This window comes from Moraxella nasibovis, assembly GCF_029581575.1.
In the GTDB taxonomy this organism is placed as follows: Bacteria; Pseudomonadota; Gammaproteobacteria; order Pseudomonadales; family Moraxellaceae; genus Moraxella; species Moraxella nasibovis.
This window is the reverse complement of the sequence record NZ_CP089975.1, coordinates 2,066,402-2,091,022: the sequence shown is the minus strand read 5'-3', so window position 1 is coordinate 2,091,022 and position 24,621 is coordinate 2,066,402. Positions and strand designations below refer to the sequence as shown.

Here is a 24,621-nt window from a genome sequence, read left to right as displayed (position 1 = left end):
TTGTCGCTTATGTCCGCAACCATGGATCACCTGCTTACGCATCAAAACATTTTGCTTTTACAGGGCAAGATGGGGACTTTTTTTTGTCGTTTTGCGACTTTTTTGATGGAGCAGGGCAAACAGGTTCGCAAAATCAATTTTAATGCAGGCGATGCACTTTTTTATTGCCACAAAGATAAGATGGACAATTATCGTGGCACCGTAGCGGATTTTGACGCATTCATCAGTCAGATTATTGAGCAGTATCATATTGATGCGGTGGTCTGCTTTAATGACTGTCGCCCTTATCATGCCGTCGCCAGCCGTGTGACCAGTGCGCTTGGTGTGTCTTTTTTTGTCTTTGAAGAAGGCTATTTGCGCCCTGATTATATCACGCTTGAAGAGCATGGCATCAATGGTTATTCTCGGCTTAATCCTGATTTGATTGAAGGATTTGACAGGGCAAATGACAAGCCCAACTACACCGCCAACCGTTTTTGGCGACTGTGTGTGGCAAGCATGGTGTATTATTTGGTCGTGTTTATTGGACAAAGGCGTTATCCGCATTATGAGCATTATCGGGGTTTGAGTATTTGGCAGGAGATGAGGGCGTGGCTGATTGCCCCTGTGCGTAAACTGTGCCGATATTTGCCCGATAAACATTTGCAGCATCGCCTGATCAATCAGGGCGATAATTTTTATTTGGTGAGTCTGCAAGTGCATAATGATTCGCAAATCACGCACCACAGTGACTATGAAGATGTGCGAGCGTTCATCACCGAGGTGCTTGACAGCTTTGCCAAGTGTGCGCCAAAAGGTACGAAAGTCTTATTTAAGCATCATCCTTTGGATCGTGGGCATCGTGATTATCGCTCGTTCATTGATCGCACCGCTCGCTCTTTTGGCATTGAAGGGCGGGTTTTGTATGGCTGTGATATGCACCTGCCAAGTCTGATTCGTGCCAGCATTGGCATGATTACCATCAATAGTACCACAGGATTACAGTCTGTTTATCACCAAAAACCCACCAAAATCATGGGGCGGGCTTTGTATGATATCAAAGGTTTGACCGACCAAAAACCCCTAGATGAGTTTTGGGGTAATCCAACACCGCCAAATCGTGAGTTTTATTTAAAGTTTCGTGAATATTTGATTGAGCAAACACAGCTCAACGGCTCATTTTATGGCTTAGCACCTTGGGAAGTGGCGGATTTGGGCAAGGACAAATAAAAACCACGCCAAGCCTTATGAAAATTTGCCAGATTCCTTGAATTATCTATGTTTTTTCTGCAAAAGCTGATACAATAGTCTGTTATTATTTTATTTTTGCAATGAAAACCATGACCGCACTTTCTCACATTCGTAATTTTTCCATCATCGCTCACATTGACCACGGCAAAAGTACGCTTGCCGACCGCTTTATCCAAGTGTGTGGCGGTTTGTCTGACCGTGAAATGCAAGCGCAGGTTTTAGACAGCATGGACATTGAGCGTGAGCGTGGTATTACCATCAAGGCGCAGTCGGTGACGCTGTATTATAATCACCCCAATGGCGAAAAATACCAGCTTAATTTCATTGACACACCCGGGCATGTGGATTTTAGCTATGAAGTGTCTCGCAGCTTGGCGGCGTGCGAAGGGGCTTTGCTGGTCGTGGATGCCGCTCAAGGCGTGGAAGCTCAAAGCGTGGCGAACTGCTATACGGCAGTTGAGCAGGGCTTGGAGGTTTTGCCAGTGTTGAACAAAATTGACTTGCCACAAGTTGAGCCTGAGCGAGTCATTGAAGAGATTGAAGACATCATCGGCATTGAAGCGGTAGAAGCACCACGAGTGTCAGCCAAGACAGGACTTGGCATTGATGAATTATTGCAAGTATTAGTGGATAAAATCCCAGCCCCAACAGGCGACCGAGAGGCACCGTTACAGGCTTTGATCATTGATTCTTGGTTTGATAATTATCTGGGCGTGGTCTCGCTGGTGCGAGTGCGTGAAGGCGAGGTGCGTACTGGCGATAAGATTTTTGTCAAATCCACAGGCGAGAGCCACTTGGTGACATCCATCGGTGTCTTTACGCCAAAACGCTTGGAGACGGGTATCTTGCAAGCGGGCGAAGTGGGCTTTGTGATTGCAGGCATTAAAGACATTCAAGGGGCGCCTGTGGGCGATACCATCACGCTTGCTAAGACGCCAGAGGTTGAGAATATTCCAGGTTTTCAAAAGGTAACACCGCAAGTTTATGCAGGCATGTTCCCGATTGATTCAAGTGATTTTGAAAAATTCCGTGAAGCCTTACAAAAGCTACAAATTAACGATGCGGCGCTCTTTTTTGAGCCAGATACTTCGGATGCTCTTGGCTTTGGTTTTCGCTGTGGTTTTCTTGGTATGCTACACATGGAGATCATCCAAGAGCGCTTAGAGCGAGAGTATGACCTTGATCTGATTACCACTGCGCCATCGGTGATTTATGAAGTGGTCAAGAAAAATGGCGACATCGTCTATGTCGACAACCCATCTCGTTTGCCTGATGTGGGCGTGATTGCAGAGTTTCGTGAGCCGATCGCTCGCTGTCATATCCTAGTGCCACAAGAATATCTGGGCAATGTCATCACGCTTGCCATCGAGCGCCGTGGCGTGCAGGTGGACATGAAGTTTATGGCTCGCCAAGTCCAAGTCGTCTTTGACATTCCGATGGGCGAGGTGGTGATGGATTTCTTTGACAAATTAAAATCGGCATCTCGTGGCTTTGCGTCGCTCGACTATGCTTTTGAGCGTTATCAGGCGGACAAATTGTCTCGTGTCGATGTGCTGATCAATGGCGAAAAAGTCGATGCTTTGGCGATGATTTGCCACCAAGAACACGCTCGCCGCCGTGGCAATCAGCTGGTTGAGAAGATGAAAGAGCTGATTCCCCGTCAGATGTTTGATGTGGCAATCCAAGCCGCCATCGGCAGCCAAATCATCGCTCGCTCTACCGTCAAAGCGATGCGTAAAGATGTTCTTGCCAAGTGTTATGGTGGCGATGTCAGCCGTAAGAAAAAACTCTTAGAAAAACAAAAAGCAGGTAAAAAACGCATGAAACAAGTGGGCTCGGTAGAAATCCCACAAGAAGCCTTCTTGGCGGTATTGAAAGTTGATAGCTAAGCGACGAGACGGCATTGAGATTGGGAGTGGTTTGTGAATTTTGACATTAATTTGATATTGGTGCCTGTGACGCTGATCTTTTTATTGGTGTGGCTGGTGGATAAATTTGCCCTAAGGCAGCACCGTGCCGTCAAGGTGTCCGATCAGCGAGTTAAGCTTGCTCAGACTCAGCTGTCAGCACGCCAAGCCGCCCTAAAAAATACCCTAGCACAGCATCGCATCACAGTCGCTGCCGATGATTTTGTGCCGACAGCCAACACGCCGTCGGACATTCAAGAGGCGCATCAGGCGCATCAAGCCGCCAAGCGAGAACTTCTGCTTGCCAAGGCTGATAAAGACGCAAGCCATGAAAATGTACTGGTGCGTTGGGCGTATGAATTTTTGCCGATTTTATTGGTGATTGTGCTGGTGCGTGCGTTTGTGATTGAGCCGTTTAACATTCCATCAAGCTCAATGGTGCCGACTTTGCACACGGGTGATTTTATCATTGTTAATAAAGCATCCTACGGACTTCGTCTGCCGCTGACGCACACCAAAATTTTGGAGACAGGCAGTCCTGAGCGTGGCGATGTGGCGGTGTTTCGCTATCCTGTGCAGCCAAATATGTACTACATCAAGCGTGTGATCGGCTTGCCTAATGACATCATCAGCTTTAAAGATGGCGTGCTTTCCGTCAATGGCGAGGTGGTCGCCACCGAAAAGACCACGCATCAAATGGGTGATGAGTTCATCGCTAAGCTTTTGCCAGCTCAGATTGACAGCCATGTATTTAGCGACGAAGAGCGCAGCCGATTTGGACATGAAGAAGAGAAATTTGCGCACTATTATCAAGAAAACTTGGGTAGCCATCAGTATCTTGTGCGTTATTTGGGTGACATCAATTCGGCAGCTGGCGGAAAATTTTTACAAGAAAATGCCCCAGAAGTGATCACTTCGGAGGGTAGAGAGTGGACGGTGCGGGTGCCTGAGGGTCGGTATTTTGTGTTAGGTGACAACCGAGACAGCAGTCAGGATTCTCGCTACTGGGGCTTTGTGCCAGAGGCAAATCTGTCTGGCAAGGCGACCTACATTTGGATGCACAAAGACGCAGGCTTTAAGCTACCAAGCTTTGACAGAGCAGGTGCGATCAACTGATGCAATTTTATGTTTTTTATGGACAATCATACGGATAAGTGATGACCGATTCAAATCAATCAAATGCCAAAGCGCAGAAGATCAGTGCGCTTGATAGGCAGCCGCATTTTGCCAGCTTCGAGCAGGGATTGCCTGTGCTGTTTGACAAATTGGGCTATGTATTTAAAGATGTGGAGCATCTGAGACGGGCGCTGACACACCGTTCTTATAATCCCAAGGCAAGCTATGAACGCCTTGAATTTTTGGGCGACGCATTGCTTGGCATGGTCATCGCTGAGGCGTTGTTTTTGCATTTTCCCCGCCATGATGAGGGAAAATTGACCCGTATGCGTGCCACGCTTGTCCGTCAAGAAACACTGGTACAAATCGCCGAGCAGCTAGAATTGTCTCGCCATCTGATTTTGGGTGTGGGCGAGCGAAAAGGTGGTGGTCGTCATCGTGCGTCCATTTTGGCGGATGCGGTGGAGGCTGTCGTGGCGGCGGTGTATTTGGACAGCAACGACATGAATTTGGTCAAAGAGCTGATCAAAACTTGGTATGAGTCGCTGATTTTGGAAGTGGGTGAAGAGAAGGTGTTAAAAGATGCCAAATCTCGCCTACAAGAGTGGCTACAAGGCAATCGCATGGCGCTGCCCACTTATGAGCTGGACGAAATCATCGGCAATGCCCCCAATCAAACCTTTGTTGTGACTTGCCGTGTGAATCTGGCGGGTATTGACGCCATCACTCAGACGGGTGAATCACGCCGCATTGCTGAACAAAAATGCGCTGAACTGATGATCAATCAGCTCAACAAAACTCGCACCACGCCATGATGAAGATCTACTTTGACACATCCGCCTTTTAAAATGGGCGGTTTTGTGTTTTAATAACAGACAAAATGACTTTTTGATTTGGCTGATAACAAGGAAAAATATGACCGATAATCAATCTGTACAAAACGATGACTTGATCGCATCGTTTTTTGAGAGCCAGCCTGCCACCATCAGCGATGAATTTCGTGCAGGTTTTGTGGCCATCGTAGGCAGACCCAATGTGGGCAAATCTACTTTGATGAACCATTTGCTTGGACAAAAACTCTCCATCACTTCACGCAAACCACAGACCACTCGCCACCGCATTCACGGCATTTTGACCGATGAAGACATGCAAATCGTGTTCGTGGATACCCCCGGCATTCATGCCAAAGAAGTCAAAGCGATCAACGAGCGCATGAACAAAGCGGCGGTGTCTGCCTTGTCTGATGTGGATTTGGTGCTGTTTGTGGTTGATGGCTTGCAGTGGCGAGAAGATGATTTATTGACTTTGGAGAAATTGTCAGCGACCAGCCTGCCTGTGGTGCTGGTGATCAATAAATCTGACACCGTCAAGGACAAATCGCAGATGTTGCCTGTGATTGAAAGTTTTAATGAGAGCTTTGATTTTGCGGACATTTTGCCAGTTTCGGCGTTGCGTGGGCATAATTTGGATCGTCTAAAATCGGTAATTGGGCAGTTTTTGCCGACGCGTCCGCCGATTTTTGATCCTGAGCAGATTACCGACCGCTCGGAGCGTTTTTTGGCAAGTGAAATCATTCGTGAGAAAATCATGCGAACTTCTGGCGATGAAGTGCCTTATGATTTGACCGTGCAGATTGACACTTTTAAAGATGAGCCTGCCCACAAAGACCCTGAAACAGGCAAGTGGCGACGCGCAGTTACTTTCATTGATGCGACCATTTTTGTGGAGCGAGCAGGGCAAAAAACCATCGTCATCGGCGATAAAGGCAGTCGCATTAAGCAAGTTGGCATTGAAGCCAGACAGGACATGGAAAAGCTGTTTGACCGCAAAATCATGCTGACTTTGTGGGTGAAAGTCAAAAAAGGCTGGTCGGACGATGAGCGTGCGTTAAACAGTTTGGGGTATTGATTCGTTTTGCGACAACAACCTTTGACAGGCTATGCGCTACACGCCAGAGCCTACCAAGAAAAGCGAGCGATTTATCAGTTTTTCACTCGTGAATTTGGCATGGTGCATGGCGTGGGCGTGCGCGGTGTGCCGTCTTTTGTGCCAATTGCGTTATTCGCCACAGGCAAAAACGCCCTAAAAACTTTTAGCCAAATTCAGCCTGATGCTCAGTTTGCTTTGTCGCCCATGACAGGACGCTCGCAATATGCTTTGCTTTATATGAATGAAGTGCTGTGTCGCCTGCTGGTACTAGAAAATGCTTGCCCCATGCTTTGGCAGGCATATCATGACGAAGTGCTGATTTTGCGAGCGTTGAGTTCTGCCCAAGATGAGACCATGCCCATGATGAAGGCGGCGCTTAGACGGTTTGAGCGGGCGTTGTTTGCCGAGCTTGGTGTGAGCATTGACTTTGCGTGCGATGGCTTGGGCGGTGCGATTATCCATGATGAGTATTATCGTTTTGTCCCTGAGATGGGCTTTGTGCCGATTCGCTCTACCGCCATTCATCAGGCAGCAGATGTTGGCAAAAGGGTAAGTCGTGTGGCGTATTTGGGGGCGGATTTGCTCTTGATGGGGCAGGCGGGCGATGAGCCGCAGATTTTTGCGGATAAACTTGATGAATTTGGGCAACTGCAAAAAGAAGTGATGGATTATCTTTTGGAATACAAGCCCTTGAACAGTCGCAAACTTTGGAGACAGAGTTTGGGATTTTTAACCCAACAAACCCAACAATCATAAAACCTAAATCATAAACTGACGATCATAAGAGGAAATTCTATGGCAACGCTACCGCTTTTGGGCGTGAATATTGACCATGTCGCCACACTGCGTAACGCACGAGGCGTGCATTATCCTTGTCCTATTGAGGCGGCGCTCATTTGTGAGCAGGCAGGGGCAGACGGCATTACACTCCATCTTAGAGAAGATCGCCGTCACATCAAAGACGCTGATGTCTATGCGATGAAACCAGTGCTAAAAACTCGCATGAACCTTGAAATGGCGGTTACTGATGAAATGCTTGCCATTGCTTTGGATGTCAAGCCAGCTTGGGTATGCCTTGTCCCAGAAAAGCGAGAGGAGGTCACCACCGAAGGCGGTCTTGATGTGGCGAATTTGCCCAATTTGCCTGAATTTGTCGGTAAATTGCAAGCGGCGGGGATTTTGGTGTCGCTGTTCATTGACCCAGATGTTCATCAAATTGATACGGCGATCGCACTTGGGGCAGACGCCATTGAACTACACACAGGGGCGTATGCTCATGCAGATTTGGCAAAGGATTTGGCGGCGAGTGCAGGCGAGCTTGAGCGAATAAAAACAGCGGTACAATACGCCAAAACCAAAACCGATAAAATGCTCATCAATGCAGGGCATGGGCTGACTTGTGATAATGTTGCACCGATTGCTCAGATTGAGGGCATTCACGAATTAAACATCGGTCATAGTATCATCGCTGATGCGGTGTTTGTCGGACTTGACCAAGCGGTCATAAAAATGCGTGCGGCTTTTGCAAAGACGCCTGACAAACTTTAAAAAACTGTGCTAAAATAGCGTGCCTGCTGATGAATTCTTTTTTCTGAATCAACGCCAGTGGCGGCGCAAGCCATGAAGTGTCATGGCTGAGACGGTTTTGTAAAAAATCAGCATGTTTATGTAACATTGTGTAGCAATGACTAAAAAAAGGTTGTTTTTTTCTAAAAATGCCGTTAAGCTAGGCAAATCTGCCTAAAATGATGGATTTGCTGCTAAATTTAGTTGGCAAATCCGACAACTTAGTGGTAGAATATGCCATAGTAATATTATGTTACATAATTAATTAAACCCCAACCATTCCTTTGGAGGAAGTTATGAAACTAAATAAGATCGCAATCGCAGTACTTGCTACTGCAGCGACCGCCGCTTCTGCTGGCGTAACTGTAACCCCGCTTATCGGTTACAACTATGTACAAGAAGATGCAGCTGCTGAAAAGCAACGCCGTCTTTTTGAAACTGGTCGTCAACTAAACGACGAGCGTAATGCCGATGTTGGCAACCCAGCAAACGGTGGCGTAGCACTAAAAAGCGACCTATACACTGGTCTAGCACTAGGTGTTGAGCTTACGCCATCTACTCAACTTCAAGTTGAATACGGCGTGACCAACGCATCAGCGCGTGCTTCAGAAGATTCTTACTATGCTGATGCTCGAAACCGTTTCAGTGCTGAGCAAGAGAACATCTCTGCAAACTTCCTAATCGGTACTGAGCAGTTCTCTGGCTACAATGCAGCTAGCAAGTTCAAGCCATATGTATTGGTTGGTGCTGGCATGCAAAAAACCAGCATCGAAAACGATACTGCATATATCGCTAACAATGGTGCTACCCAAACTGGTCTAACTGGTCAAGTTGACGCAGGTTCAGTAGTTGCTGACGCTGGCAAAGACACCATCGCTAACCTAGGTCTAGGTGCACGCTACCTAATCAATGACGCCCTAGCACTTCGTGGTGAAGTGCGTGCTGAGCACAACCTAGACAACAGCTGGACTCAAGGTAAAGCACTGGCAGGTCTAGAAGTAACTCTGGGCGGTCGTCTAGCACCAGCTGCTGCGGTAGTTCCTGTTTTGGTTGAGCCTGTTGCTCCTGTTATCCTAGAAGACACAGTAGTTGATGTTGACGGCGACGGTGTTCCAGATCATCTTGACGCTTGCGTAGGTGCGCCTGGCTCACAAGTAAATGTTGTTGTTGACGCTCAAGGCTGCCCACAACAAGTCAATGTAAACGAGCAACTAAACATCGCTCCACGCGTATTCTTTGACCGTGACAAGTCTGTGATCAAAGATCAATATCGCAGCGAAGTAGCAAAAGTTGCACAAGCAATGCGTGAATTCCCGAACGCAACTGCTGTTGTTGAAGGTCACGCATCTAAAGACAGCAACCGTTCAAGCGCTCGTTACAACCAACGCCTATCAGAAGCTCGTGCAAACGCTGTTAAAGCAATGCTAACTAACGAGTTTGGCATCGCTCCAAACCGTCTAAGCGCTGTTGGCTATGGTTTCAACCAACCAATCGAATCTAACGACACTGAAGCAGGTCGTGTGTTGAACCGTCGTGTAGTAGTTAAAACTACTGGTAACAAAACCACGACTGTTGAGCAAACCAAAGACATGATCGTACAATAATCAGTCTTTCGATTGAAATGCAAAAAGAACCGTCATTTTGGCGGTTCTTTTTATTTTATTGCTCGTCTTTTACTTAGGACGAAAGCGTGGTATAATGAATGATTTCTCTTATTGTGATGGGCAGCTTGATTGATGTTTATCGTTGTGTCATTTCACGATATGAGTGCCAAGCCTTTTATTGATCGTTGATGTAATAAAAAGGCGGGACTTTCAATCATTTTGCTTATTTAGCATTCTTATTTTAAACGAGTATGTATGACGAACGACATTAAAAATCTGCGTAACATCGCAATCATTGCTCACGTTGACCACGGTAAAACTACCCTAGTTGATAAACTTCTTCAGCAATCTGGTGCATTGGGCGAACGCTCAGGCGAAATCGAACGCGTGATGGACTCAAACGCCCTAGAATCGGAGCGTGGCATTACCATTTTGGCGAAGAATACCGCCATCAAATGGACAGATTCTCGCACTGGCACCGAATACCGCATTAATATCGTGGATACCCCAGGCCACGCTGACTTCGGTGGCGAGGTAGAGCGTGTGATGAGTATGGTGGATTGCGTGCTGTTACTGGTGGATAGTCAAGAAGGTCCAATGCCACAAACTCGCTTTGTTACCCAAAAAGCCTTCGCTCGTGGTCTAAAACCAATCGTCATCATCAACAAAATTGACAAGCCAGCCGCGCGTGCTGATTGGGTAATTGACCAAGTATTTGACCTGTTTGACAGCCTTGGTGCGACTGATGAACAGCTGGATTTCCCAATTGTTTATGCGTCTGGTATTAACGGCATCGCAGGTCTTGAGCCTGACAACCTGTCAAGCGATATGACGCCACTGTTTGAAACCATCGTGGACATCGTTGAGCCACCAAAGGTCGATGTTGATGGTCCATTCCAAATGCAAATCTCAAGCCTAGACTATAACAGCTTTGTGGGTGTCATCGGTGTGGGTCGCATTCAGCGTGGCTCAATCAAGACCAACACGCCAGTTACCGTGATTGACAAAGATGGTAACAAACGCAATGGTCGTATCCTAAAAATCATGGGCTATCACGGCCTTGAACGAGTTGATGTTGATTTTGCACAAGCAGGCGACATCGTGTGTGTCACGGGTCTAGACAGCCTAAACATCTCAGACACCATCTGTGATCCACAAAATGTCGAGGCATTGCCAGCGCTTTCGGTGGATGAGCCGACTGTATCGATGACTTTCCAAGTAAACGACAGTCCGTTTGCAGGTAAAGAAGGTAAATTTGTTACTTCTCGTAATATCCGTGAGCGTCTTGACCGTGAGCTGATTCATAATGTCGCTTTGCGTGTTGAAGATACCGACAGCCCAGAAAAATTCAAAGTTTCTGGTCGTGGCGAGCTGCATTTGTCGGTGCTCATTGAAAATATGCGTCGTGAAGGCTTTGAACTTGGTGTATCTCGTCCGCAAGTGATCATGAAAGAAATTGATGGCGTGATGTGCGAGCCTTATGAAAATGTTACCTTTGATGTTGAAGAGCAGCATCAAGGTGCGGTCATGCAAGAGATGGGCGAACGCAAGGGCGAGCTGACCAATATGGAAGTTGATGGCAAAGGTCGTATCCGTATTGAAGCGACTGTGCCGTCTCGTGGTTTGATTGGTTTTCGTTCAGCATTTTTGACGATGACCAGCGGTACAGGCATCATGACTTCAAGCTTTAGTCATTATGGTCCTGCCAAAGAAGGTTCGGTCGCCAAGCGTCAAAACGGCGTGTTAGTGTCTATGGTAACAGGTACTTGCTTGGGCTATGCGTTGTTCAGCTTGCAAGAGCGTGGCCGTCTGTTTGCCAAGCCGCAGCTTGAAGTGTATGAAGGTATGATCGTGGGTATCAACTCTCGTTCTGACGACATGGTGGTGAACCCAACCAAAGCAAAACAGCTGACCAACATTCGTGCGTCTGGCTCTGACGATGCGATCATCCTAACACCTGCCCTAGAATACACGCTAGAGCAAGCCCTAGAATTCATCGAAGATGACGAGCTGGTGGAGGTAACGCCAAAATCGATCCGTATTCGTAAGCGTTATTTGACCGAGAACGAGCGCAAGCGTTTTGGTCGTAAAAAAGACTGATTTTAAAAGGCGTATTAACAAAACTTCACACACTTATCATCAAACGCTACAATAACGATGGGAAAATGTGATACAATTACGCCACTTTGAAAGCATAATCAATATTTGATTGGAACAAAAGTGCCTACTGGTTGGGCGCTTTTGTTTTTTTTGAACAATTTTCCCTGATGGGTTTAGTGAGAGTATTTATCATGAGTATGATGCAAGAATTTAAAGAATTTGCCCTAAAAGGCAATGTGATGGATCTGGCGGTCGGTGTGATCATCGGCGCTGCATTCGGCAAAATCACCACTTCATTGGTCGAAGACATCATCATGCCTTTGGTGGGCGCGATTTTTGGCGGCTTTGATTTTTCAAACATGTTTGTCGTGCTGGGCAGCGTACCTGCGGGCGTCGATGCAAGCAGCTATGCGGCGTTAAAAGAAGCGGGCGTGGCGATGCTTGCCTACGGTAACTTCATCACTGTGGTGATCAATTTCATCATCCTAGCGTTCATCATCTTTATGATGGTAAAAGGCATGAACCGTCTGCGCCGCAAGGCAGAAGAGCCAACAGCACCAGAAGAGCCATCAGAAGAAGTGTTGCTACTGCGTGAGATCAGTGCTAAGCTTGGCGAGCGCAGATAATGTGAGCATTTGCCAAATCTAAAAAACGCCTTGTTCATTCGTGAGCAGGGCGTTTTTTGGTGTAGATTTTAAATTCAATCCATCGCAATCAAGGCATCAGCGGTTGACAATGCGGACAATAGACGCTGGCTCGTCCTGCGATTTTTTGATTTTCTAATACAGTGCCGCACTCGGTGCAGGGCTGACCGTCTCGCCCATAGACGAGCAGCGTCTGCTGAAAATAGCCCGTTTTGCCACTACCTACCGTAAAATCTCTTAGGGTAGAACCGCCTTGCTTGATTGCCCGAGCCAAAATCGCCTTGATGTGCTGGGTCAATGTGGCAAGCTGATTTGCGTCCAGATGATTGGCAGGTGTGGCAGGGTGGATGCGTGAGAGAAACAAGCTCTCGGCGGCATAAATATTGCCCACGCCCACAACCACCGACTGCTCCATAATGAGCGATTTGATGGGTTTGGCGATGGCTTTGTTTTTAAAGTTTTTAAAAATCACACGGTGTAAATAGCCATCATCAAACGCATCGCTCAGCGGTTCAGGACCCAAGTGTGTCAAAAACCGCTCGTGCGTGTCAGGCGTGTCGATATAATCATCGTTTTCCACCCATAAAATCATACCAAAACGGCGTGGGTCGTGATAATGCAGCCACACATCGCCAAATTCTAGCACCAGATGGTCGTGCTTGCGAAGTTCGTGGTGCGTGTGCTGCTGTAAACTGCCTGACATACCCAAGTGAATGAGTAGCACCTTTCTGCGGTTGTCTGGCTGATGATAAAAATGAAGCAGCAGATATTTGGCACGCCGCTCGACGCTTTGTAAGACAAAACCCACCAAACTGCCCAAATCATCAGGGATTGGGTAGCGAAGTTTGTGATGGTGGATTTGTACACCGCTGACGGCTTGTCCAAGTAGGGGGTCTAGGCTGGCTTTGGTGGTTTCGACTTCTGGTAATTCTGGCATACTCTTACCTATTAGCTGACGCTGCGTCTGGCGTGCAGCACATTGGGCTGCTGCTCGATTTTGGCAAGCAGGCGTGATAAGTGAGCCAGTCCTGCCACCTCAACATAAAACTTCATCTGGCTGATGGCGTCGTCTGATGCGACGGTCTCAGCACGGTGGATATTGACCTTTTCTTTGTCGATGATGTTCACCAGATCACGCAAGATGCCTCGCTGATTGTGCGCCTCTACCAAAATGGTCACAGGCTGATACCGCCCAAAGTTTTCTTGCCAATCTGCCTTGACTTGGCGCTCAGGCTCTTTTTCGATGAGCCTTAGGTATTCGGCGCAGGTGGCGTGATGGATGCTGATGCCGTTTGATAGGGTGACAAAGCCTGCAATCGGCTCGCCATGCACAGGCGTGCAGCACCCCGCCAGATGCACATCGACATTGTCAAAGCCTTCTAGATCGATGCGGTATTTGTTCGGTCTGGTGGGGGCTTTGATGTCAATGGTGTCTTCGTCAGCAGCTGGGGTGTTTAGGCTGAGCTTGTTGGCGATTTTGCCGACCAGCTGCACAGCGCTCACCTCACCGATCACCAGCGAGATGAATAGGTCTTCTTCATTTCTGGCATTAAATTCTTCTAGGTGTTCAGACAGATTGACTTGGCTTGGGCTGATGGATAGGCGGTCAAGCTCGCGCAAGAGCATGGCACGACCTGTCTCGATGTTTTTGTCCCTGTCTTGGCGATTGAACCACTGGCGCAGCTTGGATTTGGCTCGTGCGGTGTGAATGTAGCCAAGACTTGCTACCAGCCAGTCTCGATTTGGTTCACGGCTAGACTTAGTGATGATCTCAACTTGATCGCCCGTCTTGGGCTGATGTGTGAGCGGTACATAGCGTCCATTGACCCGTGCGCCTTGGGCTCGGTTGCCCACCTCGGTATGCACATAATACGCAAAGTCAAGCACGGTCGCCCCTTTTGGCAGCTCGGTGATGTCACCATCACGGCTGAACACATAGATGCGTTCGGAGTTTTCAAGGTCAAGCTCATCTTCGCCGTCTGTGCTGACCTCGCTCTTGTCGTTGCTGAGCAGCTGACGCAGCGAGCTGATTTTTTGGGTCAGATAGTCGTCTTTTTTGGCTTTTAGACCTTCTTTATAATTGACATGCGCCGCCTTGCCAAGCTCAGCCTCAAAGTGCATGTCCATCGTACGAATCTGCACTTCAAGCGTACGCTGATTGGCGATGACGGCGGTGTGCAGGCTCTTGTAGCCGTTGGGTTTTGGGTTGGTGATGTAGTCGTCAAACTGCTCTGGAATGTGCCGCCAAAGCCCATGCACCACGCCAAGCGTGTGGTAGCATTCGGCATTGGTATTGACAAGCACACGCAAGGCTCGGATGTCGTAAAGCTGATCGAAAGACAGGTTTTTCTTTTTCATCTTACGCCAGATGGAGTAGATGTGTTTGACACGCCCAGAGACTTCCGCTTTGATGCCTGCTTTGGCAAGGGCTTGGCTTAGGTCTTCTTGCACAGTTTTGATGTAGCTTTCTCGCTCGCTGCGTTTTTCAGACAAAAGACTGGCGATTTTTTTGTATTCATCGGGCGCAAGGTAGCGAAAGGCAAGATCTTCAAGCTCCCATTTTAATTGAGCGATAGAAAGGCGATGGGCAAGCGGTGCATAGATGGTCATCACCTCACGAGCGACCCGCTTTTGCCGATCAGGCGGTGCAAAAGACAGCTCACGCATGGCAAAGGTGCGCTCGGCAAGCTTGATGAGTACTGCTCGCACATCATTGGTAGTGCTGATGAGCATGCTATAAATGGTGGACAGTTGATCTCGCTGCTCGCTTTCAAAATAATCTTCTAGGCGCTTGTTTTCCTCGATGCTCTCAGACAGCCGCCCCATCGCCAGCGTGTCTTCGACCAAATGGGCGATGTCTTGACCAAAATGCTGAGCGATGGTCTCGATGCTCACCAGCTCTCGCCGTGCGGTGCGATACAGCATGGCTGCGACCAGTGCGTTTTCGTCTTGGAACAGATACGCCAAAATGTCCGCCATGCCGATGCCCGTGGCATAAGCACCAGAGCGGCTGGCGTGGGGTTTGTTGGACTGGATTTGGACAAATTCGCAAGCACGCTGCAACAAAGGCAGCTCGTCCTTGCCGATGCGTGCTGCGACAGCACTAAGCCAGGTCTTGACATCGATGTCCGCCTCGCTGAGCGTTGAAGGCGTTTGGGTTTCCTCGGAGTGGTCGAGAGCGGTTTTGAGTTTTGGATTGGCAAGCTGCGCCTTAAAATCTGGGTGCAGTTCCTTGGCGACCATGCTGGCGGTCAAAGCTGCGCTGTCGGTGTCGCTATTTTCGCCACTCAGTAGCGGCAAGCCTTCACGAATCTGTACCACGGTTGTGTCCTTGTAATTGCAAAAACTGTTCACTGCGTTATGATTATAATTGTTCACTATTATGGCATTTTGTGGCTCAATTTAAAAGGCGAAAAACAGGATTTTTCAAAACTTTCTTAAATTGTTGTTCAGGCATTAGAAGCACTTTTGTAAATTTTTTTTGAAAATTGCCAAAAATTTCTACAAAATTAAGCCGAATCGCCCAAGATGCTCATTTTTTATTTTCAAAAACCCAAGCAAACTTTGCCAAGCTGTGCTATAATGGCTCTTTGTGAATAATTCACACACGCTTTTGATGACATCGCACCGATTTTGATGTGGATATTTTTTATTTTTAAATAAATCTTAAAAATATCCACCCATGATGATATTAAGTCCTTGATAAGCCAAAAAGGCTTTTTTCTGTTCTGATCTTTATAAGTCTTTACTGTCGCGATGATTTTGGCTTGTGGGTATGCCAATATTTATTGGATGATTTGCACAAGCGGTTAAGCGACACCTGCCACCTAATTCAAAATGCAATTGATCGCAAATCCAAGCTTTTGCTGGGTTTGTTATGTCTTTTTTGACAAAAAATTGGCTCATCTGTGGTGGTTTTGATTTTATAAAGGTTTATATGACTGATTTACCAAATGACTTACCAAACGATTTGCCAAACACTGACACCAACGCCGCCCAAACTGACGAGCCTGCTTTGCAGTTTTCAGATCTGGGGCTGCACAAAAATATCTTAAAAGCGCTCACCGAAAGCGGCTATACCACCCCCACACCCATTCAGGCAGGGGCGATTCCGCACGCATTGAACGGTCGGGATTTGCTGCTGTCGGCGCAGACGGGCTCTGGCAAGACGGCGGCGTTTGTGTTGCCGATTTTGCATCGCTTGGCTTTGCCAAAAGTGGTGGAAAAATCTGCCGATTTTAGCCAAAAATCGCACGACCGCCACCAAAAAACCGCCATCAAGGCACTGATTTTGACCCCCACTCGTGAGCTTGCCATGCAGGTGCAGGACAATGTGCGTAAGTACGGTAGCCAAATGCGTGGCGTATTTAGCGTGCCTTTGGTGGGCGGTGCGCCGTATGGCGGGCAGATTCGAGCGCTGCGCAAGGGCGTGCAGATCGTCATCGCCACCCCTGGTCGCCTGATCGACCACATGCGTGAGGGGCGAGTGGATTTGTCTAAGCTTGATGTACTGGTGCTCGATGAGGCGGATCGTATGCTTGACATGGGCTTTGCTGACGATATTAAAGAAATTCTTGAAAATACCCCAGAGTCTCGCCAAACTGTGATGTCGTCCGCCACTTGGGACGGTGCGGTGGGTAAAATCGCCGAGAGCTTTACCGTCAATCCTGAGAAAATCTCCATCAAGGTCGAATCGGCGCACATCGACGAAAGCGTGTATTTTTGTGATGATTTTCACCACAAAAACAAAATCTTGATGGAAGTGCTGAACAACCCTGAAATCAAGCAAGCGGTGATCTTTACCGCCACCAAAATGAGCACCGAAAAGCTGGCTGATATGCTCAACGAAGTCGGCTACAAGGCGCGCTATTTGCACGGTGATTTACCACAAGGCAAGCGCAATCGCATCATCAGCGATGTCAAATCTGGCAAATGTGACTTTCTCATCGCAACCGATGTGGCGGCTCGTGGCATCGACATCTCAGCCATCAGCCATGTCGTCAATTATGACCTGCCCCGCCAAGTCGAGGACTATGTGCATCGCATCGGGCGTTGTGGGCGAGCAGGTCGCACGGGCGTGGCGATGAATCTGTGCAGTTTGGATGACAACAAACAGCTCGCCAACATCAACCGCTATTTAAAGCGTGACATGAGCACCGCCACTGTCGAAGGGTTAGAACCACGCCGCAACTTCGGACCGATCATGGATGAGCCACGCCGCAAGGGTGGTCGCCATCGCCGCCGCAATGATCGAGACGGTCAGGCTCGTGGCGAGCGCTTTGGCAGCCGTCCTCGCTTTGAAGGTCGTGCTGACCGTCAGGACAATCGTGGCGAGCGCCCAAACTTTGGTCGTGCCGATCGCTTTGAGCGTGGCAATGGCTCGGATTTTTATGCCAAATTTGATAAAGATGACAGAGGTTTTGACCGTGCTGAGCGCACCCAAAACCGTGGCGAGCGTAGATTTGACAAGCCTTATAAGAGCAAGGAAAATAGCTATTATCGTGCCGATGGCTATCGTGCTGATGGTGAGCGTCACTTTGAGCGTGATGAACGCCACGAGCGCAAAGACCGTGGTTTCGGTCGCGCTGAGCGTTTTGAAGGTCGTCATGACAATCGTCGTGAGCGTTTTGAGAGCCGTCTTGAAGGTCGTTTTGACCGCAGTGAGCACCCGCATCGACACGATCGATTTGGCAAAGATAAGCCAAGCTTTGAAAAATCTACCAAATCAGGCGGCAAGTCGTTTAAAGAGCGCCCACAAAAAAACCATCGCCCAAAGGCAGTTGAAGAGGTGTTTTTTGCCAAGCGTCAAGAAAAAAAGGCGAAAAAGCTGCGCAAATTTGGCGATGCCTAACTGATCATTGATAAAACCCCAAGAGATTGATTTTCTTGGGGTTTTTGATTGATCTTAAGTTTTGAGCCTTGATCATTCTGCCTTTTCAAAGCGTACAATGCTCTCGACATGCCCTGTGTGGCAAAACATATCCATCACCCCAGCGTGCGTCAAGCGGTAGCCCTGTGCGATGATGAGTGCGCTGTCTCGGGCGAGCGTGGCGGGGTCACATGAGACATAGACGATGCGCTTGGCGGCAAATTTTCCCAGATAATGCATGACATCTTTGGCTCCTGAGCGTGGCGGGTCGATGAGTAGGGCGTCGACTTGTCCCACCCAAGGCTCGCCTGAGAAATCCTGAGTCAAGTCTTGGGTGTAAAACTCGGTGTGATGAATGCCATTGGCGGCGGCGTTCATGGCGGCACGCTCGACCATCTGGCGGCTGCCTTCGACACCGATGACAAAGCCAGTTTCGCCGACTTTTCTTGCCATGGCTAAGCTAAAATTTCCCAATCCACAAAACAAATCCAGCACTCGCTCACCTGCCTGCAAATCCAAAAGCGTGCAGGCAAGAGTGACCATCTGACGATTGACGGATAAATTGACCTGCGTAAAATCCAGCGGCGAAAATTCTAGCGTCAGCTGATGTTTTGGCAGCGCATAAAACAGCCCACCCATCGGCGGCGTGGTTTGACTGTTTGGTGAACCCTCTCCATCAATGCGATGCACGCTGTCCTCTCCTTTGGGCTGCAAATACAGCTGCCAGCCAATGCGTCGGCAAAAGTCAATGAGCAGGGTTTGGTCTTTTTTGCTAAGTGGCTGTAAGTGGCGGACAATCATGGCGACCTGCGAGCGCTCATCACCGGCAGCAAATTCAAGGTGCGTAATGTCGCCTTTGCCGTGCAGTCGCAAAAGCGTGTCTTTGAGCTCGGTTAAGTGTTTATTGATGCGTGCATCTAGAATCGGGCAGTCGTCAATGTCGGTCAAAAAATTGCTCGCTCGCTCACGAAAACCTACGATCAGACGAGCTGTCTTGGGTAGGTATCGCACGCCCAGCCGAGCTTTGGTGCGATAAGCGATGCGATCGCCGATGATGGGTGGTAGCCAATGTTCTGGCGCAGCATCGGCATGATGGCGCAGGTGGTTGGCGAGTACTGATTGCTTGTGGAGAATCTGCTCATCTGCATTCAAATGCTGCAAACTACAGCCGCCGCACACCCCAAAATGCTGACAAATGGGCGCTTGTCGTCTGTCGCTGGGCGTCACGATGTCGATGACCTCGCCTTCATCGAAGGATTTTTTGCTGCGATGAATGACTGCCTGCACCGTTTCATCAGGCAGGGCAAAGTCAATGAATGCTTTTTTGCCAAGCTTGCCAGTCTCGGTGTGTGTCTCGTCATAAGTGGCGATGCCACGCCCGTCATGGGTCAGGGCGTGAATGCTTAAAGTGACAGGTGTGGCTGGGTTTTTTTGCTGGTTTTTTGGGCGATGTTTGCGTTGCATGTTGCCTTGCCGATGTTGGTTGGTGGGCTTTCGCCCATAGAATTTTAAAAATGATACAAACTGGCATGAAGCTTGGGGTCGATTTATCCTTATGCCATGCAATAAACCTGTGTCATACAGGCTCTTGCCACACTTCTAAAAACCGCTCATGTCGCAGTGTGCCGTCTTGATTGACAAGGCTTGCCACAAAATCTTGCGTGTGGCGACTGAGCATTTCACAGCCTTCAATGTCTGCCTTGCCCATCAAAATTAGCCATCTTAAATAAATCAGCCAAGTGTTCAGCACATCAGATTCGCAGTAAGTGGTCAGCTTTTCCCATTCGCCTGCCTGTACCATCGGCACAACTTGCGAGCCGTCCATTTCGCCTTTGCCTGCAAAACCGCATAATGCGGCGATGGTGTCGAGCTTTTGTTTGTTGTAGCCATTGTGCAGCGACATTTTGTCCATCAAATCAATGTGCATCTCGCCATAGCGGTACAGATAATCAGGTTTGTGAGCGGCATTGAATAAGGCTGGGGCGCTGATTTTGTGGTGCAAGGCGCGATACAGCAGGACAGGAATGTCAAAGCCTGAGCCATTCCAGCTGACTAAGATGGGTTTTTTGGCAAAGGCACGAAAAAAAGTCGTCAAAATCTGCTTTTCGCTCATTTCGTTGAGCGAGAGCGATTTTAGGGTAAATTGCCCATGCTCCACCCACAAAAACGACAGGCAGGCGATTTTGTGCAAGGGCAGTCGCATAAAGTCGTTGCCAGCTTCGGCTTGACGCATCGCAATCAAAGCGGTCAAGGCATCACCGTCATCAAGCTTACTGATACTCGGATGCAGTCTTTTGCCTGTTTCTAGGTCAGGCACGGTCTCGATGTCAAACACCAAAATGGGGGCGACTTGGTTCATGGATTGTCCTTGTTGGGGTTTGTTATGGGCTTAAATCTTTGGCTTAAATTGGGTGGTGCTATATCTACCGAATAATAAAATTACCACAGCATGATGTGATGTTGTAGGTTGGGCTCTGCTTGCGAAATCCAAAAAATTCAAAGACTTACAAAAAAATATTGGGTTACGCTCAGCTCCCTAGCCTACATCATCTGTATTGCTTTATCGGTTCGGCTGGCATAAGAGCACACATCACTCATCCACCACGCCAAACAGCCCTGTGGATAGATAGCGGTCGCCACGGTCGCAGACGATGAAAGCGATGACGGCGTTGGGGTTTTCTTTGGCGATTTGGTGAGCAGCCCATGCTGCACCGCCTGACGACACCCCACAAAAAATCCCTTCTTCTTTGGCAAGTTTTCGCATATAAATTTCCGCATCTTTTTGATTGACATCCATCGTCACATCCACCAATGACGCATCAAAAATCCCTGGCAGATACTCTGTCGGCCATCTGCGAATGCCAGCAATGCTTGAAGTTTCGTCTGGTTGCAGACCGATGACTTGAATGGCAGGGTTTTTTTCTTTTAAAAATTTACTCACGCCCATGATCGTGCCAGTCGTTCCCATTGAGCTGACAAAATGGGTGATTTTGCCACCTGTTTGCTCCCAGATTTCAGGACCTGTGGTCAGATAATGCGCCTCTTTATTGTCATCATTATTAAATTGGTCTAGTACGATGCCAAGTCCGTCCGCTTGCATTTGTAGTGCCAAATCTCGTGCCTCTTCCATGCCTTGTTCCACTTCAATCAAGGTCGCACCATAGGCGGTCATGGCGTCTTTGCGTTCTTGGGTGGAGTTTTTTGGCATGATTAGGGTCATTTTGTAGCCTTTCATGGCGGCGACCATCGCAAGGGCAATGCCTGTGTTGCCAGAGGTTGCCTCAATCAGCGTATCGCCTGCTTTGATTTGCCCACGCTGCTCTGCCTTATCAATCATATTAAAAGCAGGGCGGTCTTTGACAGAACCTGCTGGGTTGTTGCCTTCTAGTTTGGCAAGTAAGGTCGCCTGCGTGTCCTTGCCAAGGCGGTTTAATTGTACCAAGGGGGTTTGCCCGACACAGTTGGCGAGAATGGTGGTCTGATGGATGAAATCTGTCATGAATGTTCCAATAGGTTTGTTAAAATGATTAAAAATTTCGCCAATTATAGCACACTCTTTTTTCAAAAATCGCCCAAAAACTGTGCTAAACTAAATCGGATTTGTTGTAGCGATGGTTTTTGATGAATAAATTGCGGTTTGGTTTTAAAAGTGCGTACGGACAGCTGATTTTGCTGGTGTTTTTGCCGATTGTGGTGCTGGCGTTGGTGGGCGGGTATTTGGTGTTTAACGAAGTGCGCCGTGCGGTACTCTCCGAGCAAGATGTGCTGGCGCAGGCGGCGCTGCTCCGCTATGAAAGTGCGGTGGAGTCTAGCTTGCCGTGGCTTAGCACGCAGAATGAATCTGCCGAGATTGACGCCATGATCGCCGCCAAAGTGCTGACGGATAATGGGCAAAGTCGTCAAGGCGCAGGGGCGTTAAGCAGTGCGCTTGAAGGGTTTGAACAAAGAAGAAAGCAGCGGGTGCAGCGCATCGCCGTCATGAATCATGAAGGTAAGATTCTCCAAGAGCTTGGCGTGCAGGCGGGCGCACCTTGGGCGAGCTTTAATATCAATGCTGAGCATCTTTTGCGTTTAAAGACTGCTTTTGGTACGGCATATGCCAAGCCCATCGTCTTTGAGGGCAACCGCTACTGGCTGTTCGTGGAGATGGACGAGGAGCCGCTCATCATCACTTATTATCATGTGCTGCTTGCACTTTTGATCACAGGTCTTTTGACGATTTTGCTGCTGCTTTTGATTTTAAACAGCTATTCAAAGCGTTGGATTGCCCCGATTTATGAAATGCGTCTGTATTTACAGCGTCTGAACGCATCTAATTTGTCAAACCCTGTCACCGTGCGTGCCGATGGCGAGTTTTCTTTATTACAAAGAGATTTTTTGCAGGCACTTGGACGACTTGATAGAAGTTTTAATGAACTAAAAAATCACGCTGACGAAACCGAGCGAGACTTGCAGCAGGCGTTTGATGAGATGGAGATGCAAAACATCTCCATTCGTAACGCTCGTGATGCGGCAGTCTCCGCCAGCCAAGCCAAATCAGCATTTTTGGCAAACATCAGCCATGAGCTGCGTACGCCTTTGAACAGTATTGACGGCTTTATCAATCTGCTTGCTCGCAAGCAGGATTTGACTGGCGAGCAAAACTTATATGTACAAACCATCAAAAAATCGTCCGCCCATCTGCTTGCTTTGGTCAATGATGTGCTGGATTTTTCAAAAATTGAAGCAGGCAAATTGGTGCTTGATCGCCATGAATTTGACCTGTATGCCACCATTTATGATGTCGTGGACATGCTGTCGCCTGCCGCCTTTGAAAAGCATTTGCGTTTGGCGGTGCTTGTGTATAATGATGTGCCGACCAAGGTGGTGGGTGACAGTTTGCGGGTTAAGCAGATTTTAACCAATTTGGTGGGCAATGCCATCAAATTTACCGACACAGGCAGTGTGGTGGTGCGTGTGAGTCTGTCGGACGAGAAGGATGGCTATTTGCACATTGCGGTGGAGGATACGGGCAAAGGCATCAGCGACAGCGACAAGACGCAGCTGTTTAAGAATTTTAGCCAAGGAGATTTGTCGGTGACCCGCCGTTATGGTGGCACAGGGCTTGGACTGGTGATTTCTAAGCAACTGACGCTCATGATGGGTGGTGAGATTGGTTTTTTTGATAATAATAGCGAAAACATGGCGCCGACTGGGGCGACTTTTTGGTTTGATATGCCGATTGAGCTGACGGAGCTGCCTGAGCCTGATGCGGCCGCCACGCCAGATTTTACGGATACCAAGATTTTGGTGTGGATCAATCACACTTCTGCCTTGCAGGTGCTGCGTGCGTCTTTGGCAGGGACGAATGCGAGCATGACCGAGGCGATTGGCTTGGCGGATTTGCTAGAACAGCTGGACGGTGAGCATGATTTTGATTGGGTGATTGTTGATAACTTTGGGCAAGATGCCGCCCAAGATGACATCGGGGCGATTTTAAGACAAATCCGTCTGCGTTATCAAGGACGGCTGATGGCGTATGGCTATCAGGTGGGTATGGATGCGTCTTTATTGGAGCGGTATCATGCCAATGCGCTTTATGAGCCGATGGATAAGCGTCAGCTGTATGAACTGCTCTGCAATCAAGCCACGCCGAAACCCGTGGGACAAAAACGATTTGCAGGCGTGCAGGTGCTGGCGGTTGATGATCATCCGCCCAATCTTTTGGTGCTCGAAGCGCTGCTTGGTGAGCTGGGTGTTGAAGTAGTCACCGCAAGCAGCGGCTTTGATGCCATCGAAATCATGACTAAGACGGTGGCAGGTGAGCGTGCGCCGATTGATTTGATTTTTATGGACATTCAGATGCCTAGGATGTCAGGGCTTGAGGCGAGTATTCAGATTCGTAAGATTGAGCAGGCGCACGCTTTTGCTGCCGTGCCGATCATTGCCTTGACCGCTCACGGCTTGTCTGATGAAAAAGAGCGATTGGTTGCAGCAGGATTGAACGACTATGTGGGCAAGCCCATCGGTCATGCCCAGCTGGTGCATACTTTGGAGCGCTGGCTGCATCATGATGGCACGCTTGTCGGGGAGGCAGAGGTACTACCGACGATTGAAAGCTTGCCTGTCATGGACAGTACGCCTATGCCTTCAGCGCAGATGAGCACAAGCAGCTTACCTGATGTGGATTGGCAAGATGCCCTAAATCGTGCGGCAAATAAAGCCGACTTGGCAGAAAAGCTATTGACCATGCTCATTCACAATGCCGAATCAGAAAAGCAGGCTTTGGAGCGAGCGTGGGCGGACAGAGACCGTCAGAGCTTGGCGCAGGTGGCGCACCGCATGGTGGGGGCATCTCGCTACACAGGCGTACCAAGACTTCGCCAAGCAGCAGAGGCGTTTGAGCAGCTGTGTCTGGCGGATGTCGAGGCGGTGAGCGCCAGCGAATTTGTCGCCATGCGCCCAAGCTACCGTGCGCTCATCGATGCCTTAGATGCACTTGATGAGATGGATTTAAAGGCGTATTTGTCTGGACAAGTGCTGGATGAAACGAAAATGAATTGGAAGATGTAGTGGTGCGGTTTGATAAAAATAGGGGTGTGTCTAATGGCAAAGGCTTAAAATTTCCCAAAAAATTTACAGGAAAAACCACCCAAAATCTGTTATAATATTAGGCA

General features: G+C 48.5%; 17 protein-coding genes. 12 read left to right on the top strand and 5 right to left on the bottom strand.

Annotation, left to right across the window (positions count from 1 at the left end):
- The first annotated feature begins 21 nt into the window (after positions 1 to 21).
- The 10 genes from LU290_RS09940 to mscL all read left to right on the top strand — a co-directional run bounded on the left by LU290_RS09940 (position 22) and on the right by mscL (position 12,078).
- Entirely contained in the window at positions 22 to 1,209 is a 1,188-nt protein-coding gene (locus LU290_RS09940) for a capsule polysaccharide biogenesis protein (protein ID WP_277808426.1), read from the top strand.
- A gap of 110 nt (positions 1,210 to 1,319) precedes the next feature.
- Positions 1,320 to 3,119 carry a translation elongation factor 4 gene (lepA, locus tag LU290_RS09935; protein WP_277808425.1) on the top strand — a complete coding sequence of 600 codons (1,800 nt, stop codon included), beginning with the start codon at positions 1,320 to 1,322 and terminating at the stop codon, positions 3,117 to 3,119.
- Positions 3,120 to 3,152: 33 nt separating this feature from the next.
- On the top strand, positions 3,153 to 4,253 hold the full coding sequence (lepB, locus tag LU290_RS09930) for a signal peptidase I (protein ID WP_277808424.1): 1,101 nt from the start codon (positions 3,153 to 3,155) through the stop codon (positions 4,251 to 4,253).
- 41 nt (positions 4,254 to 4,294) lie between these two features.
- Positions 4,295 to 5,068, top strand: a complete 774-nt coding sequence (gene rnc / locus LU290_RS09925) for a ribonuclease III (protein WP_277808423.1) — start codon at positions 4,295 to 4,297, stop codon at positions 5,066 to 5,068.
- Between the two features lie 100 nt (positions 5,069 to 5,168).
- Positions 5,169 to 6,161: a GTPase Era gene (gene era / locus LU290_RS09920; RefSeq protein ID WP_277808422.1), complete on the top strand. Its 993-nt coding sequence runs from the start codon at positions 5,169 to 5,171 to the stop codon at positions 6,159 to 6,161.
- A gap of 6 nt (positions 6,162 to 6,167) precedes the next feature.
- On the top strand, positions 6,168 to 6,938 hold the full coding sequence (gene recO, locus LU290_RS09915; RefSeq protein ID WP_277808421.1) for a DNA repair protein RecO: 771 nt from the start codon (positions 6,168 to 6,170) through the stop codon (positions 6,936 to 6,938).
- Between the two features lie 39 nt (positions 6,939 to 6,977).
- The gene (locus tag LU290_RS09910) at positions 6,978 to 7,730 is read left to right on the top strand and encodes a pyridoxine 5'-phosphate synthase (RefSeq protein WP_277808420.1); all 753 of its coding nucleotides are present in this window, start codon (positions 6,978 to 6,980) and stop codon (positions 7,728 to 7,730) included.
- A gap of 314 nt (positions 7,731 to 8,044) precedes the next feature.
- The gene (locus LU290_RS09905) at positions 8,045 to 9,352 is read left to right on the top strand and encodes an OmpA family protein (protein WP_277808419.1); all 1,308 of its coding nucleotides are present in this window, start codon (positions 8,045 to 8,047) and stop codon (positions 9,350 to 9,352) included.
- A 255-nt stretch (positions 9,353 to 9,607) separates the two neighbouring features.
- The gene (gene typA, locus LU290_RS09900) at positions 9,608 to 11,452 is read left to right on the top strand and encodes a translational GTPase TypA (RefSeq protein WP_277808418.1); all 1,845 of its coding nucleotides are present in this window, start codon (positions 9,608 to 9,610) and stop codon (positions 11,450 to 11,452) included.
- 191 nt (positions 11,453 to 11,643) lie between these two features.
- Positions 11,644 to 12,078, top strand: coding sequence for a large conductance mechanosensitive channel protein MscL (gene mscL / locus LU290_RS09895; RefSeq protein ID WP_277808417.1), 435 nt, complete (start codon positions 11,644 to 11,646; stop codon positions 12,076 to 12,078).
- 88 nt (positions 12,079 to 12,166) lie between these two features.
- Here the strand turns inward: mscL and mutM are convergent, their stop codons facing one another.
- Both mutM and LU290_RS09885 read right to left on the bottom strand, forming a co-directional pair.
- Entirely contained in the window at positions 12,167 to 13,033 is an 867-nt protein-coding gene (gene mutM / locus LU290_RS09890) for a bifunctional DNA-formamidopyrimidine glycosylase/DNA-(apurinic or apyrimidinic site) lyase (RefSeq protein ID WP_277808416.1), read from the bottom strand.
- 11 nt (positions 13,034 to 13,044) lie between these two features.
- Positions 13,045 to 15,417, bottom strand: a complete 2,373-nt coding sequence (locus LU290_RS09885; RefSeq protein ID WP_277808415.1) for a RelA/SpoT family protein — start codon at positions 15,415 to 15,417, stop codon at positions 13,045 to 13,047.
- Positions 15,418 to 16,033: 616 nt separating this feature from the next.
- Here LU290_RS09885 and LU290_RS09880 point away from each other — a divergent pair.
- Positions 16,034 to 17,947, top strand: a complete 1,914-nt coding sequence (locus LU290_RS09880) for a DEAD/DEAH box helicase (RefSeq protein WP_277808414.1) — start codon at positions 16,034 to 16,036, stop codon at positions 17,945 to 17,947.
- Between the two features lie 72 nt (positions 17,948 to 18,019).
- On the opposite strand, the gene rlmD is transcribed toward LU290_RS09880, so the two are convergent.
- The 3 genes from rlmD to cysM all read right to left on the bottom strand — a co-directional run bounded on the left by rlmD (position 18,020) and on the right by cysM (position 21,464).
- A complete protein-coding gene (gene rlmD / locus LU290_RS09875) occupies positions 18,020 to 19,429 on the bottom strand; it encodes a 23S rRNA (uracil(1939)-C(5))-methyltransferase RlmD (RefSeq protein WP_277808413.1) in 1,410 nt (469 codons plus the stop codon).
- 112 nt (positions 19,430 to 19,541) lie between these two features.
- On the bottom strand, positions 19,542 to 20,324 hold the full coding sequence (locus tag LU290_RS09870; RefSeq protein ID WP_277808412.1) for a 3'-5' exonuclease: 783 nt from the start codon (positions 20,322 to 20,324) through the stop codon (positions 19,542 to 19,544).
- A gap of 231 nt (positions 20,325 to 20,555) precedes the next feature.
- Complete coding sequence (gene cysM / locus LU290_RS09865; RefSeq protein WP_277808411.1) at positions 20,556 to 21,464, bottom strand: cysteine synthase CysM; 909 nt, start codon at positions 21,462 to 21,464, stop codon at positions 20,556 to 20,558.
- A gap of 122 nt (positions 21,465 to 21,586) precedes the next feature.
- Here cysM and LU290_RS09860 point away from each other — a divergent pair, with 122 nt between their 5' ends.
- Positions 21,587 to 24,517 carry a hybrid sensor histidine kinase/response regulator gene (locus LU290_RS09860; protein WP_277808410.1) on the top strand — a complete coding sequence of 977 codons (2,931 nt, stop codon included), beginning with the start codon at positions 21,587 to 21,589 and terminating at the stop codon, positions 24,515 to 24,517.
- Positions 24,518 to 24,621 lie beyond the last annotated feature (104 nt).

Bases quoted from the DNA above. Each gene is read 5' to 3' on its own strand.
- LU290_RS09940 (WP_277808426.1), top strand. From the start codon at position 22: ATGGATCACCTGCTTACGCATCAAAACATTTTGCTTTTACAGGGCAAG.
- lepA (WP_277808425.1), top strand. From the start codon at position 1,320: ATGACCGCACTTTCTCACATTCGTAATTTTTCCATCATCGCTCACATT.
- rnc (WP_277808423.1), top strand. From the start codon at position 4,295: ATGACCGATTCAAATCAATCAAATGCCAAAGCGCAGAAGATCAGTGCG.
- era (WP_277808422.1), top strand. From the start codon at position 5,169: ATGACCGATAATCAATCTGTACAAAACGATGACTTGATCGCATCGTTT.
- LU290_RS09910 (WP_277808420.1), top strand. From the start codon at position 6,978: ATGGCAACGCTACCGCTTTTGGGCGTGAATATTGACCATGTCGCCACA.
- LU290_RS09905 (WP_277808419.1), top strand. From the start codon at position 8,045: ATGAAACTAAATAAGATCGCAATCGCAGTACTTGCTACTGCAGCGACC.
- typA (WP_277808418.1), top strand. From the start codon at position 9,608: ATGACGAACGACATTAAAAATCTGCGTAACATCGCAATCATTGCTCAC.
- mscL (WP_277808417.1), top strand. From the start codon at position 11,644: ATGAGTATGATGCAAGAATTTAAAGAATTTGCCCTAAAAGGCAATGTG.
- mutM (WP_277808416.1), bottom strand. From the start codon at position 13,033: ATGCCAGAATTACCAGAAGTCGAAACCACCAAAGCCAGCCTAGACCCC.
- LU290_RS09880 (WP_277808414.1), top strand. From the start codon at position 16,034: ATGACTGATTTACCAAATGACTTACCAAACGATTTGCCAAACACTGAC.
- rlmD (WP_277808413.1), bottom strand. From the start codon at position 19,429: ATGCAACGCAAACATCGCCCAAAAAACCAGCAAAAAAACCCAGCCACA.
- LU290_RS09870 (WP_277808412.1), bottom strand. From the start codon at position 20,324: ATGAACCAAGTCGCCCCCATTTTGGTGTTTGACATCGAGACCGTGCCT.
- cysM (WP_277808411.1), bottom strand. From the start codon at position 21,464: ATGACAGATTTCATCCATCAGACCACCATTCTCGCCAACTGTGTCGGG.
- LU290_RS09860 (WP_277808410.1), top strand. From the start codon at position 21,587: ATGAATAAATTGCGGTTTGGTTTTAAAAGTGCGTACGGACAGCTGATT.